16 protein-coding genes, 1 tRNA gene and 1 pseudogene are annotated in these 18,565 nt (G+C 71.4%); 7 read left to right on the forward strand and 11 right to left on the reverse strand.

Features of this window, described 5'->3' with window-relative positions:
• Positions 1-59: 59 nt before the first annotated feature.
• The 6 genes from ACWGDB_RS15455 to zapE form a co-directional block, all read right to left on the reverse strand.
• Entirely contained in the window at positions 60-1,427 is a 1,368-nt protein-coding gene (locus ACWGDB_RS15455; RefSeq protein ID WP_453822906.1) for a PhoX family protein, read from the reverse strand.
• 92 nt (positions 1,428-1,519) lie between these two features.
• Positions 1,520-2,458 (reverse strand): slipin family protein, encoded by a 939-nt coding sequence (locus ACWGDB_RS15460; protein ID WP_453822907.1) that lies wholly within the window; start codon positions 2,456-2,458, stop codon positions 1,520-1,522.
• A 165-nt stretch (positions 2,459-2,623) separates the two neighbouring features.
• Entirely contained in the window at positions 2,624-4,120 is a 1,497-nt protein-coding gene (locus ACWGDB_RS15465; RefSeq protein ID WP_453822908.1) for a SulP family inorganic anion transporter, read from the reverse strand.
• 5 nt (positions 4,121-4,125) lie between these two features.
• Positions 4,126-4,704 (reverse strand): carbonic anhydrase, encoded by a 579-nt coding sequence (locus ACWGDB_RS15470; protein WP_453822909.1) that lies wholly within the window; start codon positions 4,702-4,704, stop codon positions 4,126-4,128.
• A 77-nt stretch (positions 4,705-4,781) separates the two neighbouring features.
• Positions 4,782-5,186, reverse strand: a complete 405-nt coding sequence (locus ACWGDB_RS15475) for a hypothetical protein (RefSeq protein WP_453822910.1) — start codon at positions 5,184-5,186, stop codon at positions 4,782-4,784.
• Between the two features lie 175 nt (positions 5,187-5,361).
• Positions 5,362-6,471, reverse strand: a complete 1,110-nt coding sequence (gene zapE / locus ACWGDB_RS15480; protein ID WP_453822911.1) for a cell division protein ZapE — start codon at positions 6,469-6,471, stop codon at positions 5,362-5,364.
• 367 nt (positions 6,472-6,838) lie between these two features.
• Between zapE and ACWGDB_RS15485 the strand changes: the two genes are divergently transcribed.
• The 5 genes from ACWGDB_RS15485 (at position 6,839) to ACWGDB_RS15505 (ending at position 11,072) form a co-directional block, all read left to right on the forward strand.
• The gene (locus ACWGDB_RS15485; RefSeq protein ID WP_453823026.1) at positions 6,839-7,645 is read left to right on the forward strand and encodes a pyrimidine reductase family protein; all 807 of its coding nucleotides are present in this window, start codon (positions 6,839-6,841) and stop codon (positions 7,643-7,645) included.
• 150 nt (positions 7,646-7,795) lie between these two features.
• Entirely contained in the window at positions 7,796-8,269 is a 474-nt protein-coding gene (locus ACWGDB_RS15490; protein ID WP_453822912.1) for an indole-3-glycerol phosphate synthase, read from the forward strand.
• Positions 8,270-8,364: 95 nt separating this feature from the next.
• Positions 8,365-9,756, forward strand: a complete 1,392-nt coding sequence (gene murC / locus ACWGDB_RS15495) for a UDP-N-acetylmuramate--L-alanine ligase (protein ID WP_453822913.1) — start codon at positions 8,365-8,367, stop codon at positions 9,754-9,756.
• A 13-nt stretch (positions 9,757-9,769) separates the two neighbouring features.
• A complete protein-coding gene (msrB, locus tag ACWGDB_RS15500; protein WP_453822914.1) occupies positions 9,770-10,177 on the forward strand; it encodes a peptide-methionine (R)-S-oxide reductase MsrB in 408 nt (135 codons plus the stop codon).
• 148 nt (positions 10,178-10,325) lie between these two features.
• Positions 10,326-11,072 (forward strand): PP2C family protein-serine/threonine phosphatase, encoded by a 747-nt coding sequence (locus ACWGDB_RS15505; RefSeq protein WP_453822915.1) that lies wholly within the window; start codon positions 10,326-10,328, stop codon positions 11,070-11,072.
• 72 nt (positions 11,073-11,144) lie between these two features.
• Here ACWGDB_RS15505 and ACWGDB_RS15510 read toward each other — a convergent pair whose 3' ends face one another.
• The 5 genes from ACWGDB_RS15510 to ACWGDB_RS15530 form a co-directional block, all read right to left on the reverse strand.
• The gene (locus tag ACWGDB_RS15510; RefSeq protein ID WP_453823027.1) at positions 11,145-11,747 is read right to left on the reverse strand and encodes a TetR/AcrR family transcriptional regulator; all 603 of its coding nucleotides are present in this window, start codon (positions 11,745-11,747) and stop codon (positions 11,145-11,147) included.
• Positions 11,748-11,878: 131 nt separating this feature from the next.
• A complete protein-coding gene (locus ACWGDB_RS15515) occupies positions 11,879-13,081 on the reverse strand; it encodes an MFS transporter (RefSeq protein ID WP_453822916.1) in 1,203 nt (400 codons plus the stop codon).
• A 181-nt stretch (positions 13,082-13,262) separates the two neighbouring features.
• The gene (locus tag ACWGDB_RS15520) at positions 13,263-14,294 is read right to left on the reverse strand and encodes a lysylphosphatidylglycerol synthase transmembrane domain-containing protein (RefSeq protein WP_453823028.1); all 1,032 of its coding nucleotides are present in this window, start codon (positions 14,292-14,294) and stop codon (positions 13,263-13,265) included.
• A gap of 268 nt (positions 14,295-14,562) precedes the next feature.
• Positions 14,563-16,938 carry a hypothetical protein gene (locus ACWGDB_RS15525; protein WP_453822917.1) on the reverse strand — a complete coding sequence of 792 codons (2,376 nt, stop codon included), beginning with the start codon at positions 16,936-16,938 and terminating at the stop codon, positions 14,563-14,565.
• 3 nt (positions 16,939-16,941) lie between these two features.
• Positions 16,942-17,013 (reverse strand) — tRNA-Pro (locus ACWGDB_RS15530).
• A gap of 132 nt (positions 17,014-17,145) precedes the next feature.
• Here ACWGDB_RS15530 and ACWGDB_RS15535 point away from each other — a divergent pair.
• A complete protein-coding gene (locus ACWGDB_RS15535) occupies positions 17,146-18,168 on the forward strand; it encodes an ABC transporter substrate-binding protein (RefSeq protein ID WP_453822918.1) in 1,023 nt (340 codons plus the stop codon).
• Between the two features lie 70 nt (positions 18,169-18,238).
• Positions 18,239-18,532: pseudogene (locus ACWGDB_RS15540) on the forward strand (sugar hydrolase); the annotation flags it as partial.
• Between the last annotated feature and the right edge of the window lie 33 nt (positions 18,533-18,565).

The following is an 18,565-nucleotide window of genomic DNA, read 5'->3' on the forward strand; positions in this document are numbered from 1 at the left end:
CCGCACAGGTTAGAGGACGTTCCGGAGAGGAGACCTCCGCTCGTTCGAGGGACGGGGCGCTACCTGCGCCAGCGGCCCGTCACCGCGAACGTCGTCCCCGGCGTGTAGCAGTTGACGTACATCGTCTCGCCGTCCGGCGCGAAGGTGACGCCGGCGAACTCGCCCCACTCGGGCTCCTGCGGCGTGCCCAGGTTCTGCGCGTTGCGCGCCATCGCGTACACCTCCCCGCGCCGTGTCACGCCGAACACGTGCTGGGCGCCGTTGCCGTCCTCGCTCACCATCAGGCCGCCGCTGGGGGCGAGGCAGATGTTGTCCGGGGACTCGCCGGGGAGCTGGAGGTCGCTGTCCGGACCGAAGACGATCACGAGGGTGAGGCGGCGCTCGGTGGGGTCGTAGCGCCAGATCTGGCCGTAGTGGTCCGCCGCCGAGCCCTCCGCGCTGCGGGCGAAGGAGGAGACGAAGTAGACGCAGCGCCCGCCCCAGTAGCAGCCCTCCAGCTTCTGCGCGTGGGTGATGCCCTTCGGGCCGAAGTCCTGGTGGCGGATGGGGGTTTCGGCGGCGAGCGGGTCCGGTACGTCGACCCACTCGATGTTCTCGAAGGTCGCCCCCGTCTCCTGGATCGAGGAGAGGTCGGGTACGCCCGGGACACGCATCGCCTGGAGCCGGCCGCCGGCGCGCAGGGAGCCGAGGCCGCCGTGCGGGGCGTGCGGCAGGAAGCGGTAGAAGAGACCGAAGGGGCGCTCGAAGGCGTCCTCGGTCTCGTAGACGACGCCGCGCCGTGGGTCCACCGCGATCGCCTCGTGCTGGAAGCGGCCCATCGCGGTCAGCGGGACGGCGCCGGAGCGGTGCGGGTTCGCCGGGTCGACCTCGAAGATGAAGCCGTGGTCCTTGGTGTAGCCGTTGGTGCCGGCCTTGTCCTCGGTCTCCTCGCAGGTCAGCCAGGTGCCCCAAGGGGTGGGCCCGCCCGCGCAGTTGACGGCCGTACCGGCGATGGCGACGCGCTCGGACAGGACGCGGTTGCGGGAGTCCAGGGTCAGGGCCGTACAGCCGCCCTTGCCCTGCGGGTCGTAGGTGAGGCCGGGGACCGTCGGGACGGGCACGGCCGCCGTGTTGCGGTTCTCGTGGTTGCGGACCAGATGGACGCGGCCGCGGGCGCCGGGCAGGGCTGTCATGCCGTCGTGGTTGGAGGGGACCGGGCCCTCGCCGGAGCGGAGTTGGTCGCCCTCGCGGGACAGGACCCGGTAGCGGAATCCTTCCGGCAGGTCGAGCAGGCCCTTGGGGTCGGGGACCAGGGGGCCGTATCCGGTGTGGCCGAGGGTCTGCGCGGCGGCGGTACCTGTGAAGAGCTCCGACAGGGACCCGGCGAAGGTGATGCCGATACCCAGGGCGCCGGAGCGGGCGAGCACCTGACGTCGTGTTGCGGACATGGTGGGGAAACCTTCCTGCTGGCGGACAGGAACTTGATCCCGCCGTGTCTATCACCTGGCGCGAGTCGCGTGAACCACGCGCGTAGCGTGTGTCACTTCAGAGGCGGTTGGCCAGGGGGTTCCGCGGGGGGTTCGGCGAACAGCTCGGCCGGGGGTTCCGGGGAGTCCTCGATGGTGATCGGCTCGGTGAGGGCGTCAGGGTCAGGGACGGCGGCCGACTCGGCAACGGACGCCTGCTCGGTGGCCGCTTGGCCCGTGCGGTCCTGCGGTGGCTGTGCGCCCCGCTCCAGGAACCGCAGCAACTCCACCGGGATCGGCAGCACCAGTGTGGAGTTCTTCTCCGCCGCCACCGCCATCACCGTCTGCAGCAGCCGCAGTTGGAGGGCGGAGGGTGCGTCGGCCATCTGGTGCGCGGCCTCGGCCAGCTTCTTGGAGGCCTGGAGTTCGGCGTCGGCGTTGATGACCCGGGCCCGCCGCTCCCGATCGGCCTCCGCCTGGCGGGCCATGGACCGCTTCATGGACTCCGGCAGGGACACGTCCTTGATCTCGACGCGGTCGATCTGCACGCCCCAGCCGATCGCCGGGCTGTCGAGCATCAGCTCCAGGCCTTGGTTGAGCTTCTCGCGGTTGGACAGCAGGTCGTCCAGATCGCTCTTGCCGATGATCGAGCGCAGCGAGGTCTGCGCCATCTGGGAGACGGCGAAGCGGTAGTCCTCGACGTTGATGATCGCGGCCGCCGCGTCCACGACCTGGAAGTACACGACCGCGTCGACCCGCACGGTCACGTTGTCGCGGGTGATGCCCTCCTGGGCGGGCACGGGCATCGTCACGATCTGCATGTTGACCTTGTGGAGCCGGTCCACGGCCGGGAGGATCATCGTGAACCCCGGCTCGCGTACGGCGCCCCGCAGCCGGCCGAGCCGCAGGATCACCCCGCGCTCGTACTGCTTGACGACCCGCGCGGCGGCCGCGACGTACACCAGCCCCACCGCTGCGACACCCGCGGCCGCACCCAGCAGTTCCTCGACCATGGCGACCTCCTCGCCGAGAGGTCCGATCCGTACGCTCCTGTAACGGTATGTTCTGCAACGATATGCCCGGTGTCCGGTCCGGGGCCATGGACGGCCCCGGACCGGACACCGGGCGATGGATCACACCTCACCAGGGGGCGTCCGCCACCTGGAGTCGTACGCCGGTCAGGGCGCGGTGACCCGTACCGGGTCGGTACCGGCCGTGGTGGGGGTACCTCCCGCTTCGAGCGAGGTCGAGACGTGGGGAAGGCGCTCGGCCCAGCTCTCCAGGGCCGTACGGCAGGCGTGGTCGAGGTGGTGCAGTCCGGACAGGTCCAGCTCGACCGGGCGGTCCTGCGGCAGGGCCTCCAGGCTGTCGAGGATCTTCGGCAGCCTGAGGAAGGTCGCGTTGCCCGACAGGTACGCCTGGATCGGTCCGGCGCCCTTGTCGATGACCTCCAGCTTCACGTGCGAGGCCTCCCAGGCGGTCTTGGCGATCGACAGGGCCAGACCGATCAGGACGCCCTCGAACATGTTCACCGTGACGATCGACAGGGCGGTGACGACGAGGATCAGCGCCTCGCCCCGGTGACCCCGCCACAGGGAGACGATCCCGCGGAACGGGATCAGCTTGAAGCCCGCGTGGACCAGGATGCCCGCCAGCGCGGGGATCGGGATCAGTGCCAGCGTGGCGGGCAGCAGCGCCGCGAACAGCAGCAGCCATACGCCGTGCATGACTCGGGACGCCTTCGTCTTCGCGCCCGCCTGGACGTTGGCGGAGCTGCGCACGATGACCGCGGTCATCGGCAGCGCGCCGAGGGCTCCGCAGACCGCGTTGCCCGCGCCCTGCGCCATCAGCTCCTTGTCGTACTGGGTGCGCGGCCCGTCGTGCAGCCGGTCCACGGCCGCGGCGCTGAACAGCGACTCGGCCGACGCGATGAGCGTGAAGGCGACGATCGTGGCCAGCACGCCGACGGTCGCGAGTTCGCCGAAGGCGGTCAGGGACGGCGGCTGGATGGAGCCCAGCAGGCCCTTGACCTCGACGGTGGCCACGGGCAGCGAGAACACGGCGGCGACCAGCGTCGCCAGCCCGACCGCGGCGAGCGGACCGGGAATCGTGCGCACCTTGCCCGGCAGCCGCTTCCACAGCACCAGGACGGCGATCGTGCCGGCGCCCAGACCGATCGAGGCCAGTGCCCCGGTGTCACCGAGGGCCTCGGTGAGCGCCCCGGGCAGTCCGGCTATTTTCTCCACGCCGGAGGCGGGCGCCTTGGCGTCCGCGACCGAGTAGAGCTGTCCGGCGATGAGCACAAGGCCGATACCGGCCAGCATGCCCTCGACGACGGAGACCGAGATGGCCCGGAACCAGCGCCCCAGCCGCAGGGCGCCCATGAGGAGCTGGAGCGCCCCGGTGGCGAGCACGAGCACACCGAGGACCGGCAGCCCGAACTCCTGGACCGCCTCGAAGACGAGCACCGTCAGGCCGGCGGCGGGTCCGGAGACCTGCAGGCTGCTGCCGCGCATCAGGCCGGTGACGATGCCGCCGACTATGCCGGTGACGAGCCCGAGCTCGGCCGGTACTCCGGAGGCGACGGCCACGCCGACGCACAGCGGGAGCGCGACCAGGAAGACGACCAACGAGGCGGCGAAGTCCTGCCGCAGGTGAGGGAATTTGGTCATCATGCCGATCACAGAGCCTCGAACGCGTCGGTCTCGGCGCTGTGGGCGCGCACGGCGCCCTTGTGCACCTCGTAGTACCAGGCGTGCAAGGTGAGTTGACGCTCCTTCAGCTTCTTCTCGATGAACGGGTACGAACGCAGCCGCAGCTGCTGCGTCAGCACATGGGCCTGGACGCCTTCGGCGACCTCCGGGTCCGCGGCGGCACCGGTCGGGCGCGGGGTGGCGTGCGAGAGCCAGTCGCGTACGGCCGGTACGGCATCCAGGTCGTCGCCGCGCACGAGTGCGCCGACGGCACCGCAGTGGGAGTGGCCGCAGACCACGATGTCGCTGACGCCGAGGACCTCCACGGCGTACTCGATGGTGGCCGCCTCGCTGGTGGGGTGCTCGGAGGCGTACGGCGGGACGATGTTGCCCGCGGTGCGCAGCTCGAAGAGCTCGCCGGGGCGGGCCCCCGTGATCAGGGCCGGAACGACCCGGGAGTCGGAGCAGGTGATGAACAGGACCTGCGGGGACTGCCCTTCGGCCAGCCTGGCGAACTCCTCAGGGCGCTGTCCGAAGGCACGGGCGTTGTCGATGAGGGGCTGCATGTGTGGTGACTCCTCCTGGCGCGCCTCAGTGGCGCGTCGGGGTTTGCATGACAGGGGTGGGGGGACTGCTCTGCTGCTCAGCAGCGGAAGATCTGAAGCCCCGCCGGAGTGTGGGACGTCGAGGATCTCGACGTGCGCTGGTGCGCGGTGCCGGCTTCGGCCGGCTGGTGCGCGGACGCGGAGTCCCGGGTGAGCAACGGTCGGTCGGGCGCCTGTGGCCCGGAGTCGGCGAAGCGCAGTTGGTCACGGGTGCGCGGTGGACCGGTCGGGTCCCCGTCACCCGACGGGACGCAGTGGCGTGACGTGAGGGTTTCGTCGCGCAACGCCTTCCCGGAGAGCTTGATTCCGGGTTGGGCCTTGGCCTCTGCCTGACTCGCTGTGTATGCGTGTGCGAAGGTCGCGCCGGGTGCGAAGAACTGGAGGGCGAGCAGGACGGCGGCGAGGATCGAAATCGGGGTCCGGGCCGTCGTACCTCGGAACATGCGCCCCCCTCCAGTCAGTCCACACCTCATGCACGTGCCAACACTTGGTCAACCGTTGGTCAAGAAACACGTTAACCCGGCAACGTTGTTTGCAGGGTTAACTTAACGTTTCGAGCTGAAGAGAGCCTGAAATCCGAGGGTGGCTTGGCTTGAACTCCCCCTTGACCAGGGGGAGTTACTGGGTTACCAGGCCCTTGGCGTCGCGGGCCAGCGCGGTGAGTCGCGAGATCGCCCGGAAGTACTTCTTGCGGTAACCGCCCTTGAGCATGTCCTCGCTGAACAGCTGGTCGAACGGCAGTCCGGAGGCGAGCACCGGGACTTCACGGTCGTAGAGCCGGTCCGCGAGCACGACGAGCCGCAGGGCCGTCGACTGGTCGGGAATCGGCTGGACGTCGGTGAGACACACCGCCTTCAGGCCGTCCGCCAGTGCGCCGTAGCGGCTGGGGTGGACGCGGGCGAGGTGCTCCAGCAGATGCGGGAAGTCGTCGAGCGAGGCGCCCTCGGTGGCGTAGGCCGCCTTTGTCACCTGCTCGTCGGAGTACGGCGCGGGCGCCTCGGGCAGGCCGCGGTGGCGGTAGTCCTCGCCGTCGATGCGCAGGGCGCGGAAGTGGGCCGACAGGCCCTGGATCTCGCGCAGGAAGTCGGCCGCCGCGAAGCGGCCCTCGCCGAGCTTGCCGGGCAGGGTGTTGGAGGTGGCGGCGAGCGCGACGCCCGCGTCGACCAGCTTGCCGAGCAGTGTGGACACGAGGACGGTGTCGCCCGGGTCGTCGAGCTCGAACTCGTCGATGCACAGCAGGCGGTGGCCGGACAGGGTCTGCACCGTCTGCTGGAAGCCGAGGGCGCCGACGAGGTTCGTCAGCTCCACGAAGGTGCCGAAGGCCTTGAGGGACGGCTCGGCCGGGGTGGCGTGCCAGAGGGAGGCGAGCAGGTGGGTCTTGCCGACGCCGTAGCCGCCGTCGAGGTAGACGCCGCGGGGGCCCGCCGGGGTCTTGGGCGCCTTGGGCCTGCCGAACCCGAGGAAACCGCGCCTGGCCTTGCCCGCGCCGCTCGCGTGTGCACCGCCGAGCCCGGTCGCGAAGGTCTCCAGGACGCCGACCGCCTCGGTCTGGCTGGGCTGGTTCGGGTCCGGGATGTACGTGCTGAAGCGGACCGAGTCGAAGCGGGGCGGCGGCACCATCTCGGCGACCAGCCGGTCCGCGGGCACGTGCGGCTCACGGGCGCACAGGGACAGCGGGCTCGCTTCGGCTATCGGGCTTTGCCCTGAGGCGGCGGTGGAGGACGACACGGGTCACCATGCTAAGCGCCGTGCCACACTCCATGACATGCGACGCCTGTTCCCTGTGACCGATGAGACAGCAGCGAGGGCCTCCGGCGTTTCCGCCGGGGACGACGGGGCTGGGGCCGCCGGAGGGGGGCCTGTGGCCGGTGCGTCCGAGGGCGGGCCGGCCGGAGCCGCTGGGCCGGTGGCGGGGGGTCCTGGCCGAGGGGCCGGTGGGCCGACGGCCGGGGTGTCCGTGCGGGTGACCGGGAGTGGGGCGTCGGGCGGGGGCTCGGGGAACGGTGCTCCTGGCGGGGTGCCTGATGAAGGTGGCGCGGGAGACCGCGAGGGGGGTGGCGCGGCTTCCGGTGCGGCCGGGGACGGTCCGGCGGGCATCGGCGCTGCGGAGCCGGCCGCTCCGGAGCGTGGGGCTCGCCGCGGCGACGGGTTCCAGGGTGGTGATCTCGTCGATCGTGAGTGGAGCCTCGCCGAGCTCGCCGCCGCGTATGCCTATCCCGAGCCGGGGGCCGACGGGCGGCTGCCCTGGTTGCGGGCCAACATGGTGTCCACGCTGGACGGGGCGGCCCAGCACGACGGGCGTTCGCAGCCGATCTCCACCGCGACCGACATGCGGATCTTCGGCACGCTGCGGGCGCTGGCGGACGTGGTGATCGTCGGCGCTGAAACGGTACGCCTCGAGGGGTACCGTCCGGCACGCGCGCGTGAAGAGTTCGCTCAGGCGCGCGAGGCGGCCGGGCAGGGGCCCGCGCCGGCCGTCGCGGTGGTGAGTGCCGGCCTCGACCTCGACTACAGCCTTCCGCTCTTCACCTCGCCCTTGGTGCCGACCCTCATCCTCACGGGGGCCGCAGCTGCCCCGGACCGGGTCGCGGCCGCGGAGAAGGCGGGCGCGCAGGTGGTGATCGCCGGTGACGGCGTCGGTGTGGACCCCGTACGTGCCGTCCAGGCCCTCGCCGAGCTCGGCCACACCCGCCTGCTGACCGAGGGCGGGCCGCGGTTGCTCGGGCAGCTGGTGGCCGCCGGAGTGCTCGACGAGCTCTGTCTGACGATCTCCCCGATGCTCACCGCGGGAGACGCCCAGCGGATCGCCGGCGGGCCGTCGGTGCCGGTTCCGAAACGGTTCGAGCTGGTGTCGTTGCTCGAGGAGAACGGCTTCCTGTTCAGCCGCTACCGGCGGACGTGAGGTTAGTTCGGCTCGGAAATGGGTTCTATGACTGCCGTGCTCCTGAAAACGGCGGAATCCACCGTTCCGTTTAACGTCCGACGGGCACACTAAAACTCGCAGTCCCCGTGCGAGCACGGGGCAGGATGGTTTCCGCAGAAGGGGCGCCCGGTGTTCACAAGCGTTTTGATGATCGAGAAGGCCCTGACGTCCGCCGACGTGGAGTTCGTCACCACCTTGCACGGGGACGAGCAGGTCTCGTTCCATGTGCTGCTCCAGCCGCGGGGTGAGCAGGCCGACAGGTTGTTGCGCGCCATCGACGACATCGCGCTCGGCGAACTGGACGAGGCGGTCCGGGAAGGGAACACGCCGGAGGGGCAGGAGGCGCTGAGCACGGGGGAGCGGGCGCTGGAGGTGTCGCTCACGGCTCTGCGCACGGCCGGGGCCGAGGCCGAGGGGCGGCTTCTGGAGGACCATCCGCTGGACGCGCTCAGAGCGGTGGTGGACGAGGTCGGCGCGGACGAGGTGATCGTGTTGACCGACCCGCACTACGTGGAGGAGTTCTTCCATCGGGACTGGGCGTCCAGGGCTCGGCACAAGGTGGGGGTGCCGGTGCTGAAGCTGTTCTCGCACAGCAAGGCGTAGACGGGCACGGTTCGCGGCGTCCGGTGCGCGAGGTCCGCGGCCCCACCCCATAGGCTGGGGCCTCACCGTCGTATCGCACTCCTGGGAGAACACGCATGGCACCCGGCATTCCCCACGCCATGGACCGACCGCACTTCATCGGCATCGGCGGGGCCGGGATGTCGGGGATCGCGAAGATTCTCGCGCAGCGTGGGGCCAAGGTGGCCGGCAGTGACGCCAAGGAGTCCGGGACCGCCGAGGCGCTGCGGGCCCTCGGCGTGACCGTGCACATCGGGCACGCGGCCGAGCACCTCGCCGACGACGCCACCTGTGTCGTCGTGTCGTCGGCGATCCGGCAGGACAACCCCGAGCTGGCCCGCGCCGCCGAGCTGGGCGTTCCGGTGGTGCACCGGGCCGACGCGCTCGCCTCGCTGATGGACGGGCTGCGTCCGATCGCCGTCGCCGGTACGCACGGCAAGACGACCACGACGTCGATGCTGGCGGTCTCCCTGAGCGAGCTCGGGCTGCGGCCGTCGTACGCCATCGGGGGTGACCTCGACGTCCCCGGTTCGAACGCCCTGCACGGCGACGGCGACATCTTCGTCGCCGAGGCGGACGAATCGGACCGCAGCTTCCACAAGTACGCGCCCGACGTCGCGATCGTCCTGAACGTCGAGCTCGACCACCACGCGAACTACGCGTCGATGGACGAGATCTACGAGTCCTTCGAGACGTTCGCGGACCGCATCACCGAGGGCGGCACGCTGGTGATCTCGTCCGACCAGGACGGGGCGCGGGAGCTGACCCGGCGGGTCTCGGCGCGGGATGTGCGGGTGGTGACGTACGGCGAGGCGGAGGACGCCGACGTACGGGTGCTGTCCGTGCTGGCGCAGGGGCTGAAGAGCCAGGTCACCGTCGTTCTGGACGGCCAGGAGCTCACCTTCACGGTCTCGGTCCCGGGCCGCCACTACGCGCTCAACGCGGTGGCCGCGCTGACCGCCGGCGCGGCGCTCGGCATCCCGGCCGCCGAGCTGGCCCCGGCGCTGGCGGCCTACACGGGCGTCAAGCGGCGGCTGCAGCTGAAGGGCGAGGCCGCGGGTGTCCAGGTCATCGACTCCTACGCCCACCACCCGACCGAGATGACGGCCGACCTGGAGGCGATGCGCGCGGCCGCCGGGGACGCCCGGATCCTGGTCGTCTACCAGCCCCACCTGTTCTCCCGCACCCAGGAGCTCGGCAAGGAGATGGGCGAGGCCCTCGCCCTCGCGGACTCCTCGCTGGTCCTGGACATCTACCCGGCCCGCGAGGACCCGATCCCCGGTGTCACCAGCGAGCTGATCATCGAGGCGGCCCGAGCGGCGGGCGCCGAGGTGACGCCGGTGCACGACAAGAGCGCGGTGTCCTCGCTGATCGCGGGAATGTCGAAGCCCGGTGATCTCGTTCTCACCATGGGCGCGGGCGATGTCACGGACCTGGGCCCGGTCATTCTGGACCGCCTGTCGAAGTGAGGGGCAAGGACTCATGTCGTACGACATCGAAAAGCCGGACGAGCAGTGGCGCGCGGAGCTGACCCCGGCCGAGTACGCCGTCCTGCGCGAGGCCGGCACCGAGCCCGCCTTCACCGGTGAGTACACCGACACCAAGAAGACGGGCGTCTACTCCTGCCGGGCCTGCGGCGCCGAACTCTTCACCTCCACCACGAAGTTCGAGTCGCACTGCGGCTGGCCGTCCTTCTACGACCCGAAGGACACCGACGCGGTCGAGCTGATCGAGGACCGCTCGCACGGGATGGTGCGGACCGAGGTGCGGTGCGCCCGGTGCGGGTCGCATCTCGGGCACGTCTTCGAGGGCGAGGGTTACGCCACCCCGACCGATCAGCGGTATTGCATCAACAGCATCTCGCTGCGGCTGACGGCGGACGAGGACTGACGCGGAGGAGGACTGACGCGGGAGGGGCGCCGCCCGGGCGGCGCCCCGCTGCGCTGGCACGCCGGATGCCGGTGTTCCTAGACTCGAAGGGGACGTCCGGCCCCGGCGGTCAGTTCGGTGAGTCCGGTACGGAAGGCGGTGGCGCTGCATGCCGTACGTCGCTGTGAGTGCGATCAGCCATCCCGGACTGCTGCGCGAGCGCAACGAGGACAGCCTCGTCGTCGGGCCGTGGACGCTGTGCGCCACCGTGACCGAGAGTCCGCAGACCCTGGTCTTCCCGCTCGGCACACCCCTTGTCGTGGCCGTCGCCGACGGGCTCGGCGGGCATCCGGGCGGTGATGTGGCCAGTGCGCTGGTCGCCCGCCGGATGGCCGAACTCGGCCCCGCCCTGACCAGCGAGGTCGCCGTCCGGGACGCCCTGAACGCCTGCAACCGCGCCGTGTACCAGGCGGCCGGCGGGGACGAGGGCGGCGATCTGGAGGCCATGGGGACGACGATCGCCGGCGTCGTCGTGCAGCCCGACTCGCTGCTGGTGTTCAACGTGGGCGACAGCCAGGTCTACGCGGCCGACGGCGACGGACTGCGCCAGGTGAGCGTCGACGACAGCCCTTCCCACCCGGCCGGGCGCAGCACCTCACTGGTCACCCAGTGCCTGGGCGGCTCGCCCGCCTACCGGGCCGTCCATCCCCATGTCACGGCCCTTCCCCTGTCCCCCGGCGAGCGCTACCTCATCTGCTCGGACGGCCTCACGGACCCGGTGCCCACCGATGTACTGGACGAGGTGCTGCGCGAGCACGACGACGGGCGGGCGGCGTTCGAGCTGTGGAAGGCCGCGATCGAGGCGGGCGGGCCCGACAACATCACGGTGGCGGTGGTGCGGGTGGGGGAGGAGTAGGTCGGCGCGCCGCGTGACGTAAGAGTGGCCCGCGGCGGGCAGCGCCGGGGGCCACTCATGTGCAACGGTCCGTCAGGGAGACGCGGCCGACGACTCGCGGGCGAGGGTCAGGACGAGCCGGGCCGTGGTGTCCACGAGCTCCTGGTCGATGGCTGCGCCGAACACGAGCACGCGGTAGTACAGCGGGCCGAGCAGAAGGTCCACCAGGTGATCGAGGGTCCGTTCGTCCACGACCGGTTCGTGGTCGTGGGCGAAAAGCTCGCGCAGGCCGGTCACGTCGCGCTCGCGTTGCTCCTTCAGGAAGCCTTCCCGCAGCGACACGGCCGTGTCGCTCTCCAGTTGGGCCTGGCCGAGCAGGGCCTGGAGTACCTGGCCCGCCGGCTCCTCGAAGAAGTCGGCCACGCGCCGCAGATGGGCCGCGAGATTCTCCTCGGTGCCCGCGGACTCGTCCGTCCGCCACTCGAGGGCCTCGCGGGCGTCGTCGATGAGGGTGTCCAGAAGGATGTCGACCTTCGACTTCCACCAGCGGTAGATCGTCTGCTTGGCCACGCCGGCGCGCTGGGCGATGCCCTCGACGGTCAGGCCGGTGAACCCCCGCTCGACGAGGAGATCGTCGGCGGCGCGCAGTACCGCGAGCCGGACGCTCTCGCTGCGGTGTGGGCCGGTTCGGCTGATGACCGGGTTCTGTTCGCAGGCCGGCTTTGGCTTCCGCGTGGCGCTGATGGTCCCGCCAACCTTTCGAGTCGTGCGTGTGGGGAGATTCTGGCACAGGGCCCCGGGCTGAACCGCTGTGCGGGAGACCGGACTCAGGCGGTCTTCCGACCGGTGCGCACCAGGCTGAGCAGTACGCCGAGGGAGAGCGCGGCGACCACCGCGCTGAACGTCTCACCGGCGGGGCGCAGGCTGGTCTCGCGGATCAGGACGCCCACGCCGATCGCGGGCACGGCGAGCATCGCGTACAGGATGGCGAAGAACGTGGACACCGAGGCGCCGCGGTGCTGAGGAGCGCTGCGCGTGGTGATGCCGCCGATGCCGTGGCCGACGGCGATGCCGGTCGCCAGTCCGTTGACGGCGGCGCCGGTGAGCAGGGGGGCCAGGGTGCCGGTGGCCATCGAGGCGGCGATCAGGCCCGCGGCGACGATCAGGCCCAGGCAGGACGCGGGCAGGGCGGTGGCCGGCTTGAGGGTGCGCACCAGGAGCTGTCCGAAGGCGGTGCAGGCGAAGGCGACGAAGACCACGAGGCCGGTCAGCGCGTGGCTGGTCTCGTGCAGCACCGTGCCGAGGAAGAGACCGGTCACGGCCGTCAGGACGCCGAGCACCGCGAAGCCCGAACCGGCCGCCATCGCGGCGCGCAGGAAGTCCGAGCGGATCTCGCTCGGCACGTGCAGCGGCTGGAACTGGAGCGAGAAGCCGGACCGGTGGGCGGAGCTCTCCCCGTTCACCATGACCCCGAGCATGCCGATGGCGGCCAGCGCGAGCATGACGATCCAGGGAGTGCGCAGTGGGGAGGGGGCGGCGTCGGCCAGGATGCCGGCCAGCAGCGTGCCGCAGGCCAGGCCGCCCATGTTGGCGAACAGCGCGACCGTGGCGGGCTTCACGCGGGCGTCCGGCCCGAGCCGTTCGGCGAGGGAGGCGGTGGCTGCGCCGGTCACCAGGGCCGCCGAGAAACCCGAGATCACACGGGCGACGAGCATGGCCCCGAGGCTCTCGGCGATCAGGAAGACGGCCGCGGCGCACACGGACAGGAAGGTGGCCGCGATCAGCACGGGGCGGCGTCCCACCTGGTCCGAGAGCCGGCCGAGGACCAGCAGCCCGAGGACGACGCCGAGCGCGTAGACGGCGAAGACCACGGTGACGGTGAAGGGGGTGAAGCCGAACTCCTCGCCGTAGAGCGGATAGAGGGGGGTCGGCGCCGTGGTGCCCGCCATGGTGATCCATAAGGCGAAGGCCACGCTGAACACGGCGAGCCCGCCGCCCTTCACCCTCTCTGGTGCGTTGGTCCGGTCCATGGCGCGGACGGTCGGATTCCCCACTGGTGTGGCCTCTCATGAGCGGTTGTGAACAGGAGACGCACACAGGTCAGAGACGAGACTTACCGTTGCGTCTACTCATGAGACTAGACTAGTCGTCGCGTCTATTCAAAGCTCCGAGGATGCCGGGCGGCTGCGGCGGGCGCCCCCGGCGCGTGGGTCAGAGAAGCTTGCGCTGGACCATGACGGAGAGCACCAGGGTGCCGGGCAGCAGGGGCACCCAGACAGTTAGGACGCGGTAGCCGATGACGGTGGCCGCGGCCAGGCTCATCGGGGCGCCGAAGGTGACCATCGTGAACACCAGGGCCGCGTCCACGGGGCCGATGCCGCCCGGCGCCGGGACCGCGCCGACCGCGGTGCTGGCCAGGAGGAGTGCGAGGGTCACCTGCGTCCACGACAGCGGCAGGCCCAGCGCGAAGCCGACCGAGGCGATCACGCTCGCCTGGAGCAGCGGGGTGGCGGCGGCGCCGCCCCAGAGGGCCAGGACGCGGCTGGGCCGGGTGTGCAGGAGCCGCGCGTCGGTCAGGGCGGTGCGGACGAAGCCGAGGAGGGGCCGGCGCAGCGGTCGTACGGTCGTCACGAGGACGCCCGCCGTGACGAGGGTGGCCGTCACGCCTCCGGCGACCAGGAGCAACGTCCGCTCGTCCGGGACGAGTTCGCCCAGGTGCAGCAGCTCGGGGAAGGCCACGAGGAAGCCGAGCAGCACCACCGTCTTCGCGATCGGCTTGACCAGCGAGTACAGCGCGAGCGAGGCGGTGGCCCGGGCCAGGGGTATGCCGCAGTACTGCAGGAAGCGCAGGGTGACCGCGTGGGCGCCGATGCTGGCCGGCAGTACGTGGTTCGCGGCGCCGGCGGCGAACTGCGACGCGACCAGCAGGCCCGGCGGCAGGCGTTCCGGTATGGCCCCCTGGCGGACGACCGAGGCGGTCACCCAGCCCATGCACGTGAAGAAGAATCCGGCCAGCAGCCACCAGGGGTCGGCGGAGGCGAGCCGGCGGGCGCCGTCCTGGACGGTGTGCCAGTCGGTCACCGCCCATGCCCCGATCAGCAGGAGCGGGAGCAGCGTCAGCACGTGGCGGACGAGGCGTGCGGGGGAGAAGCGGGGGCGGGGACGGGCGGACGTGGGGGTGGCGGCGGGGGCGGGGCGGGCGGGCAGCGGTCCGGGGAGATCGCTGAGCGGGAGCGAGGACACGGCGCGGTCGTCCTTCCGCGTCCCACCCGCGCGGACGCGGGCGGACGGCTTGAGGGCGAGGCAGGAGGGGACGTGGGAAACGTGCCCGTCCGGCATGACGCGGTGGTGTCCGGCAGCCGAAGCGACGTCGGCGGGCGAGCGACGCGACCGGGGATGCGGCCCCGCCGCCGCTCGCGCCGAGGGGCTCGTGGGGCCGCTGCGCCGCCCCGCGCCGCCGGCATGAGCCACAGGGCAGACCCCAGTCCCCCGCCTCTCGCGCGCCCCGCCCTCACCGCATCCAGTGCCGTTCCGTGCTCCACCCCAGGAACCGGCGTGCGCGACCCTCGTTCGCCGTGCCGTCCGTGTCGAAGCTGCCGCCGTCTGCGACCAGGGCCAGGCCCGCCAGGGCGGGTGCCAGTCGGGACCTGACGTGGGCGGGGTGGCCGGCCGTCTGCTCGTCCAGGGCGGCGAGGAACCGCCGGAGCTCGTCGGGCCGGCACAGGGACAGGGCGAACAGCATCTGACGCCAGGCGTACGCCGCGTCCTTGATGGTGGGGAGAGGACGCTTGTTGTTGTGTACCTGTGCGGTCAGGCGGCACACCGTGTCGAAACAGCGGCGCGCCAGGTCGGACCAGCCGGGCTGCGGGGCGATGCCCACCCGGTGGACCAGCGTGGCCAGGTTGTGCGTGGTGAGGATCTGCGCCTGCTCGGTCACCTTGCCGTTCGCCGCCACGGACCAGAACTCGGACCCGGACGCCGTCCCGGCCCGCTCCGTGCACAACCGCGCGAAACCGGGAGACGTACGGGCCTCGTAGGAACGGCTGAGTGCCGCGCCCGTCTCGGCGATCGCGAGGTTGCGGATCGCGGCGTAGTCGATGCCGTAGTAGCGCTCGTACAGCGTGCCGCGGAGCAACTCGCCCGCGAGCCGCGCCGACTTGAGGAACTTCGGGCTGAACGTGCCCATGAAGATGTCGGCGGCCAGCTCCTCCACGAACGGGGCGCCCAGGTCGCACTGGCGGGCGAGCACGCCGAGCTCGCGGATGAGCGGGTTGGGCAGGATCGTGCCGGGGAAGGCCTGCACCGCCAGCTCGCCCAGCTGCCGCAGCACGGTGAGCGCACCTGCCTCGTCCGGCTTGCCCAGGACTGCGGCGCGTTGCCCGGACACCGCCCGTACCCAGGGCAGTTCCTCGACGCGGACCTGCCGTTCCAGGTTGAGCAGGAGCAGCGAGCGGCGGTTGCGGAACGCGCGGTAGTTCGCGGCCATCAGCGCCCGCAGCGTCTCGTCGCCGTACGCCTGCGCGGTGGCGGTGGCGACCAACTGCGGTACCAGCTCGGCCAGGACCTCCGCGGAGGGGACGACGCCGCGCTCCACCAGCGTGCCGATCGGCGCGCTGAGCGCGGACTCGACCACCTGCCGGATCACCGGCGGGACCTCCGTCCCCGTGGGCAGGCCGGTCTCGTGTTCCTCCCGCTCCGTCACGGGCGTCAGCAACGGGGTGACCTCCGTGATGCCGGTTTCCTGGGGCAGTGCGGCGAGTCGGCGCAGCATCAGCTGGGCCAGTGCGTGGTGGGAAGGGAGCGCCGCCTGGCGCGCCTGCTCCCGGCGCAGCGCCGTGTGCGGTGCGGAGCCGGGCAGGCCGCGTCGCCGCACCATGGAGTCCACCGCGTGCCGCAGCAGACCGAGCCGTCGCGCGTCCAACGGCCGTCCGGCGACGGTCTCTTCCAGTGCGCCGCGCAGAATGCCCAGGTTCTGCTTGGGGTTGCGGTGCTTGGTGCAGCGGGTGTGGTCCGCGGCCAGCAGCCGGTAGCGGTCCAGCAGGGCGGCAGCGCGCGCCAACCAGTCGGCGTCCGGCGGGAGTTCAAGCACCCGGCCGTTCCTTGCCGTCTCCAGCCAGTGGACGAGCATCTCGTCCCCGAACGGCTGCCATACGGCGAGGGCTTCGCGCTGGGTCTCCACGGCGGCGTTGGGCCGCCGACGTATCAGCGAGTCGACGGAGTCGGACACGGTGTACCGGTGGACGGGCGCGGTCGCCTCCGCCGTGCTGCTCGCCTCCGCCATGCCGGTCGCCTCGGCCGTGCCGCTCGCCGACGCGGGGCCGTCCGTCGACGCAGCGCCCTCCACCGGCCGGGGCAGGAAGCGCAGTTGGCCGGCGAACGGTTCCAGTTCGGCCACGAGATCCAGCGCCGCGTACGTCTCCCCGTGCCGCACCAGCCAGGCCATCGTGAGCAGCGCGGCCTCCTCGGGCAGGCCGATCTCGTAGTGGCCGCCGTCCAGCCGCGCCCACAGCCAGGCGAGTCCCGCGTCGGTGAGGCAGTGGGCGAAGAGCGCGCGCCGCTCGGCCGGTACCCCGAACTGCCGCGCGGCCTCGGTCTCGTACGGCTGGAGCGGGCCGCTCGCGCTCGCGGTGCCGGTGGCGAAGCCGCCCCGCACCACCTCGAGGGTCACCCAGGCCGGCAGCCCCGCCACCGGGGTGCGCGAACCGGCCGTCAGCCGCCCCGCGGCCATCCCCGCGAGGACCGCCCGCCAGCGCTGCCCGCGCTCCTGCGCGCGACGCCGGGTGTCGGCGTCCTCGTGGGTCAGTGCGGTCGTGAAGGCCTTGGCCAACTGGGCCGCCGGGTAGGCGGGGGCCGCGGTGCGGGGCTGCTGCTCAGCGTTGTCGTCCATAAGCCGACGTGGCAGGTTCCGCCCCTGCGCCCTCCGGGTCCCGAGCCCGGTGCTCTGCTGCTGAGCTACACGCCGATGAGGGCTGAGGTTAGGTGCCGGGTTGATCAACGGACAACCGTATTTCCCGCGGCTGCGAGCGCACCGGCTCTTGACCCCAAAGAGGCTTAGGTTAGCCTTCCCTTAATTTTATGAAAGGGGAGGTCAACCATGGCCACAGTCCCAGCCATGTCCCGCCGCCGACTGCTCACCGCGGGCGGCGCTCTCGGTCTCGGCTCGCTGCTCGCCGCCTGCGGCGGGGACGGGGACGCCGAGGGCAAGGCGCGCGAGACGGGCGGTGGTCCCTGGTCCTTCAAGGACGACCGCGGGCGTACGGTCTCCCTCGACAAGGCGCCCGAAACGCTCGTCGCCTTCGTCAGCGCCGCTGCCGCGCTGTACGACTACGGCATCGAGTGCGACGGCGTCTTCGGGCCCACCGAGCCGGTCGACGGCAAGCCCAACCCCCAGGCCGGCGACATGGACGTGGCGAAGCTGACGAGCCTCGGTACGGACTGGGGGCAGTTCAACGTCGAGAAGTACGCGGCGCTGGGACCTGATCTGCTGATCAGCAACATGTTCCCGGCTCCCGACCTCTGGTACGTCCCGCAGGAGAGCCGGAAGAAGATCGAGGCGCTCGCGCCCAGCGTCGGCATCAGCGTCGCCCGCACCTCCCTGCTGAACCCGCTGAAGCGCACCGCCGAACTCGCCGAGGCGCTCGGCGCCGACCTGAAGGCGAAGAAGGTGACGGACGCCAGGGCCCGCTTCGGCAAGGCGGTCGAGACCCTGCGCGCGGCGGCCGCGGCCAACAAGGGGCTGAAGGTCATGGCCATCACCGGCGACAACGAGCAGTTCTACGTCGCCGTTCCCGACTCCTACGTCGACCTGAACTACTACAAGGACCTCGGCGTGGAGTTCGTGGAGGGGAAGAAGTCCGACGAGTGGGGCTTCTGGGAGTTCCTGAGCTGGGAGAACGCCGACAAGTACCACGCGGACCTGATCATGGTCGACAACCGCTCCTCGTCGATGAGCGAAGAGCAGCTCGCCGCGAAGGCGACCTGGCGGCAGCTGCCCGCGGTCAAGGCGGGGCAGACCGTGCCGTGGGCCATGGAGGAGCGCTTCAGCTACGCCGGGTACGCGCCCGTGCTCGAACGGCTGGCGGAAGCCGTGGGGAAGGCGAAGAAGCTGTCCACGTGAGGACCTACTGCTGAATCAGTCATCCATCGCAAGGGTGACTTCAGGCTGACCCAGCCAGAGCATTGCCGGGGTGAGCCACTTCGAGCACGCGTCAGCCAGGTCGGCCGGCCTCCCCGCCGACCTGGACGAAGCCGCCCCACCGCTGTCTCGTCGCCGGGTTCGACGGCGCCACGAGCGTGCCGGACACGCTCAGGGAGCTCATCGACCGCGGCCCCGGCGGGGTCCTCCTCTTCACCCGCAACGTCCGTGACGCGCGGCAGGTGCGCCGCCTCACGGACGAGCTGCGCGCGATGCCGGTGCCCCGGACGTCCCCGGCTCCCACGCCCTCGGCGTCGTCGACGACCCGAACCTCACCGCCCGCTGCGACGCGGTGCGGGTGGACATCGGGCTGCCGGAG

It is taken from the genome of Streptomyces sp. NPDC055013, from assembly GCF_053608645.1.